Here is a 14771-nt window from a genome sequence, read left to right as displayed (position 1 = left end):
ACCGACCGTGTCCGAACCGCGCATCGCCGTTTCCATCGTCACCATGGGCGATCGCCCGCAGGAGGTCGAGGCCCTGCTGGCCTCGGTGGCCGGGCAGGACGTCCGCCCGGCCCGCCTCGTCGTCGTGGGCAACGGATCGCCCCTCCCGGACTTCTCCGCGTTTCCCGGCCTGTCCGACCTGTCCGGCGGTGTGACGACGATCGAACTGCCGGAGAACCTGGGCTGCCCCGGGGGCCGCAACGTCGCGCTCGCGAAGCTGGCGGAGTTCGGCGACGTGGACGTCGTCATCGAGCTCGACGACGACGGACTCCTGGTCGACGACGGGGTGTTCCGCAAGGTCCGGGAGCTGTTCGCCGCCGATCCGCGGCTCGGCATCGTCGGCTTCCGGATCGCCGACGAGCACGGCGAGACCCAGCGCCGTCACGTACCGCGTCTGCGGGCCGGCGACCCGATGCGGCGCGGACCGGTCACCGCGTTCCTGGGCGGGGGCCACGCCTTCTCCATGAAGATGCTCGCCCAGACGGGGCCCTGGCCCGCCGAGTTCTTCTTCACGCACGAGGAGACGGACCTGTCCTGGCGGGCGCTCGACGCGGGCTGGAAGATCCTTTACGAGCCCGATCTGCTGCTCCAGCACCCCAAGACCTCCCCGGCCAGGCACTCCGTCTACTACCGGATGACGGCCCGCAACCGGGTCTGGCTGGCCCGCCGGAACCTGCCCCTCCCCCTGGTCCCGGCCTACCTGGGCACCTGGACCCTGCTCACCGTGGCCCGCACCCGCTCGGCGACGGGTCTGCGTGCCTGGGCCGGCGGCTTCGCCGAGGGCGTCCGTACCCCGTGCGGGCGAAGGCAGCCGATGCGCTGGCGCACGGTGTGGCGGATGACCAGACTGGGACGGCCGCCGGTCATCTGATCCGCGCCGGGTCCGGCGACGACGGGTGACACGAAGTCAGTCCCGCGCGTACGCCGCCTCTTCGTCCGCGCCCCGGAGGAAGGCGTCGTCAATGTGCCGGGCCACCGCTGACGGACCCCTCCCGGCCGGCACCGTCGCCCCGGTCGTCGCCCTCGCCGTCGCCCTCGCAGTCGTACGGAAGGATCTGCCGCAGCAGACCCCTGGGGTGGCCCCGCTTGCGCCACTCCCTCGGGTAACCGATGGAGACCTCCTCGAAGCGCACTCCGTCGTACCAGGTCGTACGGGGTATGTGCAGATGGCCGTAGACCATGGCCGCGACGTTGAAGCGCCGGTGCCAGTCGGCGGTGAGCTGCGTACCGCACCACTGGGCGAACTCGGGGTACCACAGGACGTCCATCGGTTCGCGCACCAGTGGCCAGTGGCCGGCGATGACCAGCGGGATCCCTGGATCGTGGGCCGCCAGGCGCCGTTCGGTCTCCGCCACCCGCGCCCGGCACCAGGCGTCGCGGCTCGGGTACGGGTCGGGGTGCAGCAGGAACTCGTCGGTGCACACCACCCCCGTCCGGCGCGCGTACTCCAGGGACTCCTCCTTGGTCGTGGTGCCCGGCGCCCGGAAGCTGTAGTCGTACAGCACGAACACGGGCGCCACGGCCACCGGCCCGCCGGGGCCGGACCACACGGGGTACGGGTCCTGCGGAGTGCTCACCCCGAGGCTCCGGCACAGCTCGACCAGGTGCTCGTACCGCTCCTGGCCCCGCAGCCGGACCGGATCGCGCTCGGGCGTCCACAACTCATGGTTCCCCGGGGCCCAGACGACCTTGCTGAAGCGGTCCGCGAGCAGCCGCAACGCCCACTCCACGTCCGCCATCCGCTCCGCGACATCACCGGCGACGATCAGCCAGTCCTCGTCCGAACCGGGCCGCAGGGACTCGACGACGGGGCGGTTGTCCGCGATCCCCGCATGAAGGTCGCTCACTGCCAGCAGAGCGCCTGCGCTTGCATCGGTGCGATCGGGCATGCGGAACCTTCCCCCGGGTTGACTGAACGAAATAGTGCCTCACCGCGGACCGTCCCGGTCGGTGACGGCCCGAATCGGGTCCCGGAACCGCCTCTCCGGAACTGGCGGCCGGGACGAGCAGGGGGATGATGGAGGCGTCCGTGGCCGCGGCGCGGGACCGCCGGCAGGGCCGGGAGAGGGGGCTGAGAACGAGGTGGACGGCATGACCCTCCCGGGCGCACCCGGGCACAACGGGCTCCCGTTCGCGGACAGCGCGGCCGGTGCCCTGCTCGATGCGGACGGACTGATCATCGGCTGGACCCCCGCGGCGGAGGAGCTGTTCGCGCTGCCCGCCGACCGGGCCTGCGGCCGTCCGGCCCGGGAGCTGCTCGCGGATCCGGCCGCCTGGCCCGGACCGCCTGCCGAGTACCGGATGAGCGCCTGGTACGGCGAGACCGTGGTGCGCACCGGCCGGGGCGAGGAGCTGGGCATCGCCTTCCAGGTGCTCCCGCTGACGGACACCGGCGCCGGGACGTCCACGGGCCCGGCCAGGTTCTTCGTGCTGTGGGCACCCGCCGGGACGGTCGACCGGTGGCGTCAGGACCAGGCGTTCACCCAGGAGCTGTTTCTGCAGGACCGGCTGGGGCTCGCCGTGTTCGACGCGGAGCTGCGGCTGGTCAGAACCAACACCCATCTGCTGCCGTACACCGGCCTCCTGCCGGATCTGCGCGGACTGCGCCTCGGGGACTTCCTGGAGGCCGAGGGCGCCGCGGCGGTCGAGCGCCGGCTGCGCGAGGTGCTGCGGACCGGGCTGCCGCTGATCCTGGCGGAGGAGACGGTGCGGACCATCGAGGATCCCGGGGACGGAGTGGTGATGGCCGTCTCGGCGTTCCGGCTCCAGGCACCGGACGGGCAGGTCTTCGGCGTCACCGCGCTGTTCACGGACGTCACCGAGCAGCGCCGCTCGGACGAGCGGCTGGCGATTCTGCATCGCGCCACCGCGGCCGTCGGCGGATCGCTGTCCGTCGCCGGCACCGGCGAGGAACTGGCCGCCGTGCTGGTGCCCGGACTGGCCGACCTCGCCGTGGTGGAGATCGCGGAGGCGGTGTTCACGGGCGAGGAACCGGTTCCCGGCGAGGACGGGCTGCTGCCGCTGCGCCGGACCGCGACGGCCGGCGAGCGGGCGGCGGAGCTGTCGGCCTGTGCCGTGGTCCCGGCCGATGCCGGCTGCGTCCCGTCCCTCGGCCGCTCCCCCGCGTCGATGACCGCACCGCTGCGGGCCCGGGGCATCTTCCTCGGCCGGGTGACCGTCCGGCGCGGCCCCGGCCGGTCCGGCTACGTACCGGCCGACCTGGACCTGCTGTGCGAGATCGCCGCCCGCGCGGCCCTCGCCCTGGACAACGCCCGCCGCTACACCCGCGAGCACCGGGCCGCCGTCGGCCTGCAACGCAGTCTGCTGCCGCCCGCGCAGGCCGAGACCGTCGCCGTGACCACCTCCGGCTTCTATCTGCCGGCCGACACCACCACCGGCGTCGGCGGCGACTGGTTCGACGTGATCCCGCTGTCCTCCGCCCGGGTCGCCCTGGTCGCCGGGGACGTGGTGGGCCACGGGCTGGGGGCCACCGCCACCATGGGCCGGCTCCGTACCGCCGTCCGTACCCTCGCCGACCTCGATCTCGAACCGGACGAGCTGATGGTCCATCTCGACGACCTGGTCTCCCAGCTCCGCGACGAGCCCAACGAGCCGGATGGGCCCGTCGGGTCCGGCAGGGCGGACCAACCCGGCGGACCCGTTCGGCCCAGCCGCCTCACCCGACCGGACGAAGGCGGGGCACCCCACGGACACCGGGCCGACCCGGTCGGTGCCACCTGTCTGTACGCCGTCTACGACCCGGTCTCCCGGCGTTGCGCGATGGTCTCCGCCGGACACCCGCCGCCCGCAGTCGCGGATCCGGACGGGGCCGTCTCGTACGTCCCCCTGAACCCCGGCCCGCCGCTGGGCGTCAGCGGTCTGCCCTTCGAGGTGACCGAGGTCGAACTGGCGCCCGGCAGCCTCCTCGCGCTCTACACCGACGGGCTGATCGAGGGATGCGACAGCGACCTCGACGAGGGCATGGCCGAACTGGGCCGCCGACTGGCCCGGCCCGGCGCCGCCACCGCTCCGCTGCGGGAGCTGGGCCAGGAGATCATCTCCGCCCGCCCTCCGCACCGACTCGCCGACGACGTCACGCTGTTGCTCGCCCGCACCCATGCGGTGCCGCCCGGGAACACCGCGGTCTGGCCCGTGGAAGCCGACCCGGTCGCCGTCGCCCGGGTCCGGCAGGAAGCGGCCCGGCAGTTGCGCGACTGGGGACTGGAGGAGCTCGTCTTCACCACCGAACTGGTGCTGAGCGAGCTGGTCACCAACGCCATCCGTCATGCCGGCGGCCCGGTCGAGGTACGGCTGATCCGCGCCGGCCATCTCACCTGCGAGGTCTCCGACCCCAGCGCCACACAGCCCCGCATGCGCCGGGCCCTCCTCACCGACGAAGGAGGCCGCGGCCTGTATCTGGTCGCCCAGCTCACCACGCGCTGGGGCAGCCGCTACACCCGGCACGGCAAGACGATCTGGGCCGAGCAGCCGATCCCGGACGCCCCGCACACCGGGGGCGGCTGATCCGTCCGCGCCCTTCGGAGGTTCGCCGGGCTCAGGCGTCCTGCGGCCGGGCGCCGGGACGCTGGAGACCGGGCGCCGGGCGTCGATCGCCACCATTCGCCCGATGCACCTGAGTTGACCGCCGACGACTTTCGGCCGTGCACATCCCCGTCCCGGACCTCACCGCCGCGGCCACCAACAGCCCGGCCGACCAGTCCACTTCAGGCCTTCCACCTCGGATGCGGTCGTACCCGAAGCGATCGAAGAACCCCGGGAGCAGGCCCGGGAAGCAGCCGCGAACAAGGCATGGGGCGGGTCGCACTCTTCTCCAAAGGACTGGACAACGACCCGAGTCACCCCTTGAGTCCCCCAACAACCCCATGCTAGAAAACGCTTACCACGCTGGCTTTCCCGCTCGGGTTCACTCTTCCTCCGGAGCTTCGATGACAACTGCCTGGTCCCGTCGTGCCCTGCTGGCCACGGGAGGCGGTGCGGCGCTCGCCCTCGGCCTGCCGACCGCCGCGTCCGCGTCCGACTCCGCCTCCCGCCCGATCTCCTCGCCCTCCGCCGAAGCAGCCGACGCCGCCGACGAGTTCGCCGTCCTGCGTGCGAAGTGGCGCGATCTGTACCTGGGTACCGGTTTCAGCCCGACCGCCGAGCCCTTCAAGTCCAAGCTCGCCGACCTCGGCACCCGGGCAACCGGTTTCCTCTCCACGATGGCCCCGGCTCGCGGCTCCCTCTGGCCGGACCTGGTCCATCTCGACCCCGATCCGGACACCGACACCGAATCGTTCAACTTCTCCGCCAACATGAACACCGGCTACAACCGGCTGCGCACCATGGCGGAGGCGTACGCCCAGCCCGGCACCGGAGTCACCGGCGACACCGGTCTCCGGGACGCGGTCATCACCGGCCTCGACCACCTGCACGCCGATGTCTTCAACGAGACGACCACCCGCTACGGGAACTGGTGGAACTGGCAGATCGGCGCACCCCAGGCCCTCATGGACACCTGCGTGCTGCTGTACGACGCCCTGTCGGACACTCAGAAGGCCGACTACTGCCGGGCCGTCGACAAGTTCCTGCCCGACTCGGCCGTCGACTCGTACACCGGCACCAGCACCGGCGCCAACCGCGTCGACCTGTGCCGCGGCATGATCCTGCGCGGCATCGTCGGCGCCAGCACCGCCAAGATCGCGCGGGCGGTCGCCGCGCTCTCGCCGGTCTTCCCGTACGTCACGACGGGCGACGGGTTCTACGCGGACGGCTCCTTCGTCCAGCACACCTCCATCCCGTACATCGGCGGCTACGGCGCGGTCCTCAACGACGGACTGGGCCGGCTCTTCGCCCTGCTGCGCGGCTCGACCTGGGAGATCACCGATCCGGGCAGCCGGCAGTTCCTCGACACCATCGACGCGGCCATCGCGCCGTTCATCTACGACGGCCTGATGATGGACAACGTCTCGGGCCGCGGCATCACCCGCGTCGGCTCCAGCGACCACACCCGTGCCCACGGTGTCATGGCCTCCATCGTGCTGCTGGGCATGGGTGCAGGGCCCGAGGAGAACGCCCGCTGGCGCGCCATGGTCAAGGGCTGGCTCCAGCGCGACTACTACGCCCCGGCGCTCAGGGCCGGCTCCCTGAGCCTGGTCAACACCGCCCGGTTGCAGTCCCTGCTGGACGACACGACCGTCACCGCGTCCCCGGAACCGTCCGCGCACCGCGTCTTCCACAACATGGACCGGGTCACCCACCGCCGCCGGGGCTGGGGCGCCGGTCTCTCCATGGCCTCCGAGCGGATCGCCCACTACGAGTTCGGCAACGGCGAGAACAAGCGCGGCTGGCACACCGGCGCGGGCTGGCTCCAGTGGTGGGGCGACGGCGCGGGCCTGGAGCAGTACTCGGACGCGTACTGGCCGACCGTCGATCCGTACCGGCTGCCCGGCATCACCGTCTCCCGCAAGCGGCTCGCCGACGGACAGGGCGGCGCCTGGGCCAATCCGAAGCCGGGCACGGGGTGGGTCGGCGGCACCGGCGACGGCGAGTTCGGCACCACCGGCCAGCACCTCCAGGGCCTGGCGAGCACGATGCACGCCCGCAAGTCGTGGTTCTGGCTGGACGACTGCGTGGTCTGCCTCGGCTCCGGGATCACCTCCGCCGACGGTGCGGGCGTCGAGACGGTCGTCGACAACCGCTGCCTCGGCGCGAACGGTACGCAGCGGCTGCTGCTCGACGGCGTGGCCCAGCCCACCACCCAGGGCTGGGCCACCACCCGCACGACCACCTGGGCCCACCTCGACCGGCATGCCGGGTACGTCTTCCCCGGCGGCACCGCACTGCACGCCCTGCGCGAGGAGCGCACCGGTGCCTGGAAGGACATCAACGACGGCGGCACCAGCACCCCCGACACCCGCCGTTACCTGACCCTTTGGCAGGACCACGGCACCGACCCGGCGGACAGTTCCTACGCGTACATCCTGCTGCCGGGCGCGAGCAGCAGGCGCACCGCCGACCGTGCCGCGGACACCGGCTGGCTGCAGATCCTCGCCAATGACTCCCGGCGCACCGGCATCCGTGTCCCCTCCCTCGGTTTCACCGGTGTCAACTTCTGGGCGGCGGGTACGGCGGGCAAGGTCACGGCGAGCGCGCCGGTCTGCGTACAGATCCACGAGAAGCGCGACGGCACCGCCACGATCTGCGTATCCGACCCGTCGCGGACCGTCACCGGGCTCACCCTCACCTGGCAGCGGCCCGTCAAGTCCGTGCTGTCCAGGGCGGACAGCGTCAGCGACGTCCGGACCGGCTCGTCGCTGACCGTGACCTACGGCGACCTGAGCCGGAGCCGGGGCGCCACGCACACGGTGCGCGTCCGGGTGCGGTGACCTCGGGCCGCGTACGGTGACCGCAAACCCGCCCGCGCGCCCTCCGGGCGTCCCCGGTGCCGGGGTTGCGGTTGCCGCAGCGGCAGCTTCTACCGTCCTGACCAGGGCCGGAGAGACCGGCCCCGGTGAGGTGCTCATGAGGGAGGCGGCGATGGTCTGGCCGATCGAGGAGGTCGCCCGGATGTCCGGTGTGACGGCTCGGACGCTGCGGCACTACGACGAGATCGGCCTGCTGCCGCCCGCGAGGACCGGCTCCAACGGCCATCGCCGCTACGGGGAGGGCGAGTTGCTCCGGCTTCAGCAGATCCTCGTGCTGCGGGCGCTCGGCCTGGGTCTGCCGGAGATCGGGCGGATCCTGGCCGAGCAGGTCGACGAGGTGGAGGCCCTGCGCGGTCACCACCGCCGGCTTCTCGCCGAGCGCGACCGGATCGACACGCTGGCCGGCGCCGTCTCCCGCACGATCACCGAACTGGAGGAGTCCAGAAAGGACGGTGGCCCCATGACCGCCATCAACCGACCGGAGAACCTCTTCGAGGGCATCCGGCCCGCCCAGTACAGGGAGAGCCTGCGCGACTTCCCGGACCTGGCCGGGGACATCGACCGGCACACCTCGACGATGAGCGAGGCGCAGATCGAGGCCGGACACCGCGAGCGCACGGCGCAGATGATCCGGCTGGCCGAGCTGCTGGCCGCAGGTGTGCCCGCCGAGGCCGATCCGGTGCAGGCCGAGATCGAGGCCCAGCACCGGGCGCTGACGGCGCTCCGGACGGTCTCCGCCGAGGAGTACCGGGCGATCGGGCGTGCCTGCGTGGAGAACGAGCAGTGGCGCGCGGCGTACGAGTCGATCGCGCCGGGCCTGGCCGCGTACCAGCGGGATGCCATCGAGGCGTACGTCACGACCCGGCTGGGCTGAGCCGGAGGGGGCGCCGTCGCGGGAACGGATCCGCGGCGGCGCCCCGTTTCCGGGCCGGCTCACCCGGCGGGGCCGCCGGTCCCGGCGCACAGGGCGGATTCGAGCAGGGCGACCAGTTGTCCGGCCCGCTCCTGTGCGTTCTGCCGGTCGGGGCCGCCGGTCATGAGCAGGTGGTGGAGGGTTCCGACCAGGGCGAGGGCCGCGGTGGCGGTGTCGGCCCCTTCCGCGACCCGGCCGCCCCGCCGCTCCGCGTCCAGGTAGTCGGCGATCGCGTCCTGGACCGTGCCGAAGCCGGGGGCGCCGCCCACCAGGGCCTCGCGGATGCGCAGGGACGCCGCGGGGCGGGTGAGCGCCAGGCCCGCGACGGTGGGGCCGGCCGAGGACAGCAGCGCGAGAGCGGTATCGAGCAGGTTCTCCGCGACGGTGCCCTGCCCCACCCGTTCCCGGAGCCCTTCGGCGTGCCGGGCCACTCGCGCGAACCGGTCCAGGACCAACTCCGCGACGAACTCGTCCAGTCCGGAGAAATGAGCGTGCAGCAGGCCCTTCGCGCAACCGGCCTCGCCGGTGATCGCCCTGCTCGTCAGGGCTCCGGGCCCCTCGCGTTCCAGCACCCGCTCCGCGGCACCGAACAGCCGCTCGCGGACGTCCGGAGTCGTTACACCACGCGGTGACATGGGCCCCTCCCTCTCGTTGTGTTTACAGTATGGGCGATTGCCCATACCTTTGAATGGGCGCTTGCCCATACTAGTTTTCCCCATGCCTCCGGGCACCCGCATCCACCTGGGAGCACCGCATGAGACACATCGCCAACAAAGAGCAGGAGCAGGCGTGGAACGGCTACGAGGGGACCTACTGGGCCACCCACCAGGCCCGTTGGGACAGCGTGAACGCGGGATTCAATGAACCCCTGCTCACCGCCGCGGCGATCGCCGAGGGGGACCGCGTCCTCGACATCGGCTGCGGGGCGGGGTGCACCACCCGTCTCGCCGCCCGGCGGGCGAGCGACGGGCGGGCACTGGGGCTCGATCTGTCGGCGCCGATGCTGGCCCGTGCGCGGGAGTCCGCGCGGCGTGAGGCGCTCGGCAATGTCGCGTTCGAACAGGCGGACGCCCAGGTCCATCCGTTCGGTGCCGGGACCTTCGACGTGGCCATCAGCCGTTTCGGGGTGATGTTCTTCGCCGATCCCGTCGCCGCGTTCGCCAACATCGGGCGGGCGCTGCGCCCCGGCGGCCGCATCGCCTTCGTCTGCCCCGCGGAGCCCGGCCGGACCGAGTGGCTGCTGGCCATGCAGGGGCTGCGCGACCTGCTGCCCGTCGGTGGACTGGGCGCTCCGGGAGGCCCCGGCATGTTCTCGCTGGCCGACCCGGCGACCGTACGCGACGTACTGTCCCGCGCCGGGTACGAGGCGGTCGGCACCGCGCCTGCCGAAGCGTACGGAACCTGGGGCCGGGACGCCGCCGACGCCGCCGGATTCCTGCTGGACTCCGGCCCCGGCCGGTACCTGATCGACCAGGCCGGAAAGGACGTCCGGGACCGGGCCCGGCGCAGGCTCGTCGACCTCCTGAGCCCCCACGAACGGGAGGGCGCACTCCGACTCCGCACCGCCGCCCTGCTGGTGACCGCCCGACGACCCGGGTGACGGGCGGGCGGCGTCCGCTGCCGGGGCGGAGATCCACCCTCGGCGGCAGGCGCCGCCCGTCCTCGGTCATCGATGGACAGCCGCCCCCTTTCAGGCTGCGGCCTTTTCCGGTGCTTCATCGCTGCCCGCGCCTTCGGCGGCGGGTGCGGTGCGCAGGGTGAGCAGGGCGGCGATGGCACCGACCACGGCAAGGGCCGCGGCTCCGAGGAAGGCGGCGGAGAAGCCGTCGGTGAGGGCCACCGGGTCACCGAGTTCGCGGGCGCCGTGCGCGGCGGCGAGCGCGGTCATGGCGGCCAGGCCGAGGGCGGAGCCGACCTGGTAGCTGGTGTTGACGATCCCCGAGGCGAGGCCGCCCTCCTCCGGGCGGGCACTGGAGAGCGCGGTGCCGAGCGAGGGGATGAACGCCAGCGACATGCCCACCGCCGAGAGCAGCGAGGCGGGCAGGACGTCGACGAGGAAGTTTCCGTCCGGCCGGGCCAGCGAGAGCCAGAACATACCCGCGCCGAGCGCGAGGAGCCCGATGACGATGAGGGGCTTGGGGCCGAACCGGGAGATCAGGCGCGGCGCCAGGACGATCATCATGATCATGATGGCGACGGTCATGGGCAGCAGCGCGGAGCCGGAGGCGAAGGCGCCCAGTCCCAGGACCTGCTGCAGATAGAGGTTGAGGAAGAACCACATGGGTATCCACGCGGCGGCCATGAGCAGCTGGGCGATGTTGGCACCGGCCAGGTTGGGCGCCCGCCAGATCCCCAGCCGCATCAGCGGCTCGCGCCGCTTGGACTGGATCGCGACGAACGCGGCGATCAGTGCCGCACCTGCCAGGAGGACCAGCCAGGTCTCGGCGGAGCCCCAACCGGTCTCGGGGGCACGGACGATGGCGTAGACGGCGGCGGCGAGGCCCGCCGTGACGGTGACCGCGCCGGCCAGGTCGATCGAGCCGCGCCGCCCCGCGCCCGGAGGCATGACGGCGGGCGTGGCGACCAGGACGATCAGCGCGACGGGGATGTTGATGTAGAACACCCAGGGCCAGCTGGCGTACTGGGTGATGACCCCGCCGAGGAAGACTCCGGCGGTGCCGCCGGCCGGGGCGGCCGCACCGTACAGCGCGAAGGCCTTCCCCAGCTCCTGGGGCCGGGAGCCGAACAGCGTCATCAGCAGGGTGAGCGCGGACGGGGCGATCAGCGCGGCGCCCACACCCTGGAGGGCCCGCCCGGTCAGCTCGACCCAGACCTCACCCGCGAGACCGGCGGTGAGGGAGCCCGCGGCGAGGACGATCCATCCGGCACTGAACAGGCGCCTGGCGCCGAGCAGGTCGGACAGCCGCCCGCCGAGCAGCAGCAGCCCTCCGAAGGCGACGACGTAGGCGTTGAACACCCACGACAGGTTCTCCTGGGAGAAGCCCAGGTCGGCCTGCATCTCGGGCAGGGCCACGCCGATGATCGACGTATCCATGATGACGATGAACTGAGCCAGGGCGATCAGCGCGAGCGCGGACCATCTCCGCGAATCGGTTGATGCGGTTGGTGCGGTTGATGCGGTCACTGCAAACACACTCCTATACAGGAGGGGGGTATCTACGCATCGCGAATATACCCCCATGGGGTATGCATGGCCAGTGCATGGCACCACGAAGTCGGCCCCTGCTCACGGGAGACCCCGCCGGCCTTCATTCGTCACGGCAGCCAAACTCTCCACGAATCCATTAATTGCGAAATTCTGCAATTCACTACATGCTGTACGGGCCGTGCCCGCAGGTAGCCGCGGGCACGGCCGACAAGGCATCCCGGGGCATCCGGATGGTGGAGGGAGTCCGAGAACCGTGCCGGTTCCGCTGTACCAGGCCAAGGCCGAGTTCTTCCGGATGCTCGGACACCCGGTCCGCATACGCGTCCTGGAGCTGCTCCAGGACGGTCCCATGCCGGTACGCGATCTGCTGACCGCGATCGAGGTGGAGCCGTCGGCGCTGTCCCAGCAGCTGGCCGTGCTGCGCCGCTCCGGCATCGTGACCTCGGCCAGAGAGGGCTCGACCGTGGTGTACGAGCTGCCCGGCGGGGACGTGGCGGAGCTGATGCGGGCCGCGCGCCGGATCCTCACCGAGATGCTGGCCGGGCGGAACGAACTCCTGGCCGAGCTGCGGGAAGCCGAGGTCGCTGCGGAGTGAGTACCGTGCTCGCCCGGTCCTGGGGCCGGGTCGCTTCCCTGCTGCCCGCCCGCGCCGACTTCGCGGTCATGGGCCGCAACCCGCGTCGTGATCTGCTCGCCGGTCTGACCGTCGCCGTCGTCGCGCTGCCGCTCGCCCTGGGCTTCGGCGTCTCCTCCGGGCTCGGTGCCGGGGCGGGGCTGGCGACCGCCGTGGTGGCGGGCGCACTGGCGGCGCTGTTCGGTGGCTCCAACCTCCAGGTGTCCGGGCCGACCGGGGCGATGACGGTGGTGCTGGTGCCGATCATGGCCCAGTACGGGCCGGGCGGGGTGCTGACGGTCGGGCTGATGGCAGGCGTGCTGCTGATCGTGCTCGCGCTGCTGAAGGCCGGCCGCTCCATGCGCTACATCCCGGCGCCGGTGGTGGAGGGCTTCACGCTCGGTATCGCGTGCGTCATCGGTCTCCAGCAGGTGCCGAACGCGCTGGGGGTCGCCGAACCGGAGGGCGACAAGGTCCTGGTGGTGGCCTGGCGCGCAACCGAGGAGTTCGTACGGACCCCGAACTGGACCGCCGTCGCCCTCGCCGTGGGCGTGGCGGCCGTGATGCTGCTGGGTGCCCGGTGGCGGCCCACCGTCCCCTTCTCCATCATCGCGGTGATCGCCGCCACCCTCGCGGCTCAGCTCTTCCACCTGGACGCGGCCACCCCGATCGGCGACCTGCCCTCCGGTCTGCCCGCGCCCTCCCTCGGCTTCCTCGACCTGTCCGCGCTGGGGTCGCTGCTCGCCCCTGCCGTCGCGGTCGCGGCACTTGCCGCGCTGGAGTCGCTGCTGTCGGCGACTGTCGCGGACGGCATGACGGTGGGTCAGCAGCATGATCCGGACAAGGAGTTGTTCGGGCAGGGCATCGCGAACCTGGCGGCCCCGCTGTTCGGCGGAGTCCCCGCCACCGCGGCGATCGCCCGTACCGCTGTCAACGTCCGGACCGGCGCGGGCTCCCGGCTCGCCGCCCTCACCCACGCTGCCGTCCTGGCCGTGATCGTCTTCGCCGCAGCCCCGCTCGTCTCCAGGATCCCGCTGGCCGCGCTCGCCGGGGTGCTGTTGGCGACCGCGATCCGGATGGTGGAGGTCGGTGCGCTGCGGGCGATGGCCCGTGCGACCCGCTCGGACGCGATCGTGCTGGTGCTGACCGCCGCCGCCACGCTCGTGCTCGACCTGGTGTACGCCGTGATCATCGGCCTGGCTGTGGCGGGCGCCCTGGCGCTGCGGGCGGTCGCCGGTCAGGCCCGGATGGACCAGGTCGATTTCAGAGCGGATCTGCCCGGCGAGCACAGCGACGAGGAGCACGCGCTGCTGGCCGAGCACATCGTCGCGTACCGCATCGACGGGCCGCTGTTCTTCGCCGGCGCCCACCGCTTCCTCCTGGAGCTGAGCGAGGTCGCCGACGTGCGGGTGGTCATCCTGCGCATGTCGCGCGTATCGACGATGGACGCCACCGGCGCCCTGGTCCTCAAGGACGCCGTGGAGAAACTGAACCGGCGCGGCATAGCCGTGCTGACCTCCGGGGTACGCCCAGGTCAGCGCCGGACTCTTGAATCGGTCGGCGCGCTGGACCTGCTCCGCCGGGAGGGCCGGGAGTACGCCACCACGCCCGAGGCCATCGCCGCGGCCCGTGCCCACCTGCACCGGACCGGAGTCCTGCCCGCCGCCCCCGATACCGCCGAGGCCGTCCGGTGAGCGCCCAGCTCGACGCCCTGCCCCTGCGGCACGTCCTGACCCTGCCCACGATGGGCTCGGCCGTACGGATCGCCCGCGAGACCACCGAACAGGTCCTCGCGGAGTGGGGCATCAGCCGACGCGACCCCGCCGTCGATCCGGCCCTGTTGATCCTTTCCGAGCTGGTGACCAACAGCGTCCGGCACGCGGCCCCGACATCCCCGAACGTCACCGTGATCTACGCGGCCGGCCAGGACACGTTCGTGTTCGCCGTCCACGACCGCCACCCGTACCGGCCCCCGCTGGCAGTCGCCGGGACCGGTGGCGGCGGACTGGACACCGTCATGGAACTCACCCTCGGCCTGGGCGGCACCGCGATCGTCCGGGGCGACGCGGACGGCCGGGGCAAGAGCATCTGGATCACCCTCCCCCTTCGGAAGACCCCCTGAAGCCTGGTGCAGGCACTGCACAGGAACGAACGAGGCAAGGAAAGACAAGGAAAGACCATGAGCGATGTGACCGAGGCGCTGCCGCCGTGCCCCGAGTGCTCCGGCGTGTACACCTACGAGATGGGCGCACTCCTGATCTGCCCCGAGTGCGGCCATGAGTGGTCGCCCACCGCCGCCGAGCCGACGGGCGAGGGCGCGGGCGCGGGCGGGGAGATCAAGGACGCGGTCGGCAACGTGCTCGCCGACGGCGACACCGTCACCGTGATCAAGACCCTGAAGGTCAAGGGCAGCCCGAGCGGCATCAAGGCCGGGACGAAGGTGCGCAATATCCGCCTCGTGGACGGCGTGGACGGCCACGACATCGACTGCAGGATCGACGGGTTCGGCCCCATGCAGCTCAAGTCCAGCGTGGTCAAGAAGGCCTGACCCGCGCTCCGGCCTCCCACGATTGCGCCCCGCCCCCGCCGGAGCACGGACCGCCGTCGTGGGAG

Annotated in this window: 12 protein-coding genes; 9 read left to right on the top strand and 3 right to left on the bottom strand. The window is 72.2% G+C overall.

What is annotated here, in order from left to right:
* Positions 1-7: 7 nt before the first annotated feature.
* Positions 8-910: a glycosyltransferase family 2 protein gene (locus tag IE107_RS06540; RefSeq protein ID WP_189541956.1), complete on the top strand. Its 903-nt coding sequence runs from the start codon at positions 8-10 to the stop codon at positions 908-910.
* Positions 911-998: 88 nt separating this feature from the next.
* Here the strand turns inward: IE107_RS06540 and IE107_RS06535 are convergent, their stop codons facing one another.
* Positions 999-1928 (bottom strand): metallophosphoesterase family protein, encoded by a 930-nt coding sequence (locus tag IE107_RS06535; protein WP_189541954.1) that lies wholly within the window; start codon positions 1926-1928, stop codon positions 999-1001.
* A 202-nt stretch (positions 1929-2130) separates the two neighbouring features.
* Here IE107_RS06535 and IE107_RS06530 point away from each other — a divergent pair, with 202 nt between their 5' ends.
* The 3 genes from IE107_RS06530 to IE107_RS06520 all read left to right on the top strand — a co-directional run bounded on the left by IE107_RS06530 (position 2131) and on the right by IE107_RS06520 (position 8337).
* Positions 2131-4563, top strand: coding sequence for a SpoIIE family protein phosphatase (locus tag IE107_RS06530; RefSeq protein ID WP_189541952.1), 2433 nt, complete (start codon positions 2131-2133; stop codon positions 4561-4563).
* A gap of 422 nt (positions 4564-4985) precedes the next feature.
* The gene (locus tag IE107_RS06525; RefSeq protein WP_189541950.1) at positions 4986-7424 is read left to right on the top strand and encodes a polysaccharide lyase 8 family protein; all 2439 of its coding nucleotides are present in this window, start codon (positions 4986-4988) and stop codon (positions 7422-7424) included.
* A gap of 151 nt (positions 7425-7575) precedes the next feature.
* Positions 7576-8337 carry a MerR family transcriptional regulator gene (locus IE107_RS06520; RefSeq protein WP_189541948.1) on the top strand — a complete coding sequence of 254 codons (762 nt, stop codon included), beginning with the start codon at positions 7576-7578 and terminating at the stop codon, positions 8335-8337.
* Between the two features lie 59 nt (positions 8338-8396).
* Here IE107_RS06520 and IE107_RS06515 read toward each other — a convergent pair whose 3' ends face one another.
* Positions 8397-9011, bottom strand: a complete 615-nt coding sequence (locus IE107_RS06515; protein ID WP_189541946.1) for a TetR/AcrR family transcriptional regulator — start codon at positions 9009-9011, stop codon at positions 8397-8399.
* A gap of 119 nt (positions 9012-9130) precedes the next feature.
* Between IE107_RS06515 and IE107_RS06510 the strand changes: the two genes are divergently transcribed.
* Positions 9131-9976, top strand: a complete 846-nt coding sequence (locus tag IE107_RS06510) for a class I SAM-dependent methyltransferase (RefSeq protein WP_189541944.1) — start codon at positions 9131-9133, stop codon at positions 9974-9976.
* Positions 9977-10066: 90 nt separating this feature from the next.
* Here the strand turns inward: IE107_RS06510 and IE107_RS06505 are convergent, their stop codons facing one another.
* Positions 10067-11521, bottom strand: a complete 1455-nt coding sequence (locus IE107_RS06505; RefSeq protein WP_268246562.1) for an MFS transporter — start codon at positions 11519-11521, stop codon at positions 10067-10069.
* A 277-nt stretch (positions 11522-11798) separates the two neighbouring features.
* On the opposite strand from IE107_RS06505, the gene IE107_RS06500 reads away from it, so the two are divergent.
* The 4 genes from IE107_RS06500 to IE107_RS06485 all read left to right on the top strand — a co-directional run bounded on the left by IE107_RS06500 (position 11799) and on the right by IE107_RS06485 (position 14706).
* Positions 11799-12140 (top strand): ArsR/SmtB family transcription factor, encoded by a 342-nt coding sequence (locus IE107_RS06500; RefSeq protein WP_189541940.1) that lies wholly within the window; start codon positions 11799-11801, stop codon positions 12138-12140.
* Positions 12141-12208: 68 nt separating this feature from the next.
* Entirely contained in the window at positions 12209-13852 is a 1644-nt protein-coding gene (locus tag IE107_RS06495; protein ID WP_373302406.1) for a SulP family inorganic anion transporter, read from the top strand.
* The gene (locus IE107_RS06490; protein ID WP_189541936.1) at positions 13849-14280 is read left to right on the top strand and encodes an ATP-binding protein; all 432 of its coding nucleotides are present in this window, start codon (positions 13849-13851) and stop codon (positions 14278-14280) included. Before IE107_RS06495 ends, IE107_RS06490 begins: the two co-directional genes overlap by 4 nt.
* 66 nt (positions 14281-14346) lie before the next feature.
* Entirely contained in the window at positions 14347-14706 is a 360-nt protein-coding gene (locus IE107_RS06485; protein WP_308434209.1) for a zinc ribbon domain-containing protein YjdM, read from the top strand.
* Positions 14707-14771 lie beyond the last annotated feature (65 nt).

Source organism: Streptomyces gelaticus, from assembly GCF_014649535.1.
GTDB lineage: Bacteria > Actinomycetota > Actinomycetes > Streptomycetales > Streptomycetaceae > Streptomyces > Streptomyces gelaticus.
The sequence above is the reverse complement of the archived record's forward strand: the minus strand, read 5'-3'. Positions and strand labels throughout refer to the sequence as shown.

Excerpts from the sequence above, each read along its gene's own strand:
- IE107_RS06535 (WP_189541954.1), bottom strand. The coding sequence starts at position 1,928 with ATGCCCGATCGCACCGATGCAAGCGCAGGCGCTCTGCTGGCAGTGAGC.
- IE107_RS06530 (WP_189541952.1), top strand. The coding sequence starts at position 2,131 with ATGACCCTCCCGGGCGCACCCGGGCACAACGGGCTCCCGTTCGCGGAC.
- IE107_RS06525 (WP_189541950.1), top strand. The coding sequence starts at position 4,986 with ATGACAACTGCCTGGTCCCGTCGTGCCCTGCTGGCCACGGGAGGCGGT.
- IE107_RS06520 (WP_189541948.1), top strand. The coding sequence starts at position 7,576 with ATGGTCTGGCCGATCGAGGAGGTCGCCCGGATGTCCGGTGTGACGGCT.
- IE107_RS06515 (WP_189541946.1), bottom strand. The coding sequence starts at position 9,011 with ATGTCACCGCGTGGTGTAACGACTCCGGACGTCCGCGAGCGGCTGTTC.
- IE107_RS06510 (WP_189541944.1), top strand. The coding sequence starts at position 9,131 with ATGAGACACATCGCCAACAAAGAGCAGGAGCAGGCGTGGAACGGCTAC.
- IE107_RS06495 (WP_373302406.1), top strand. The coding sequence starts at position 12,209 with ATGGGCCGCAACCCGCGTCGTGATCTGCTCGCCGGTCTGACCGTCGCC.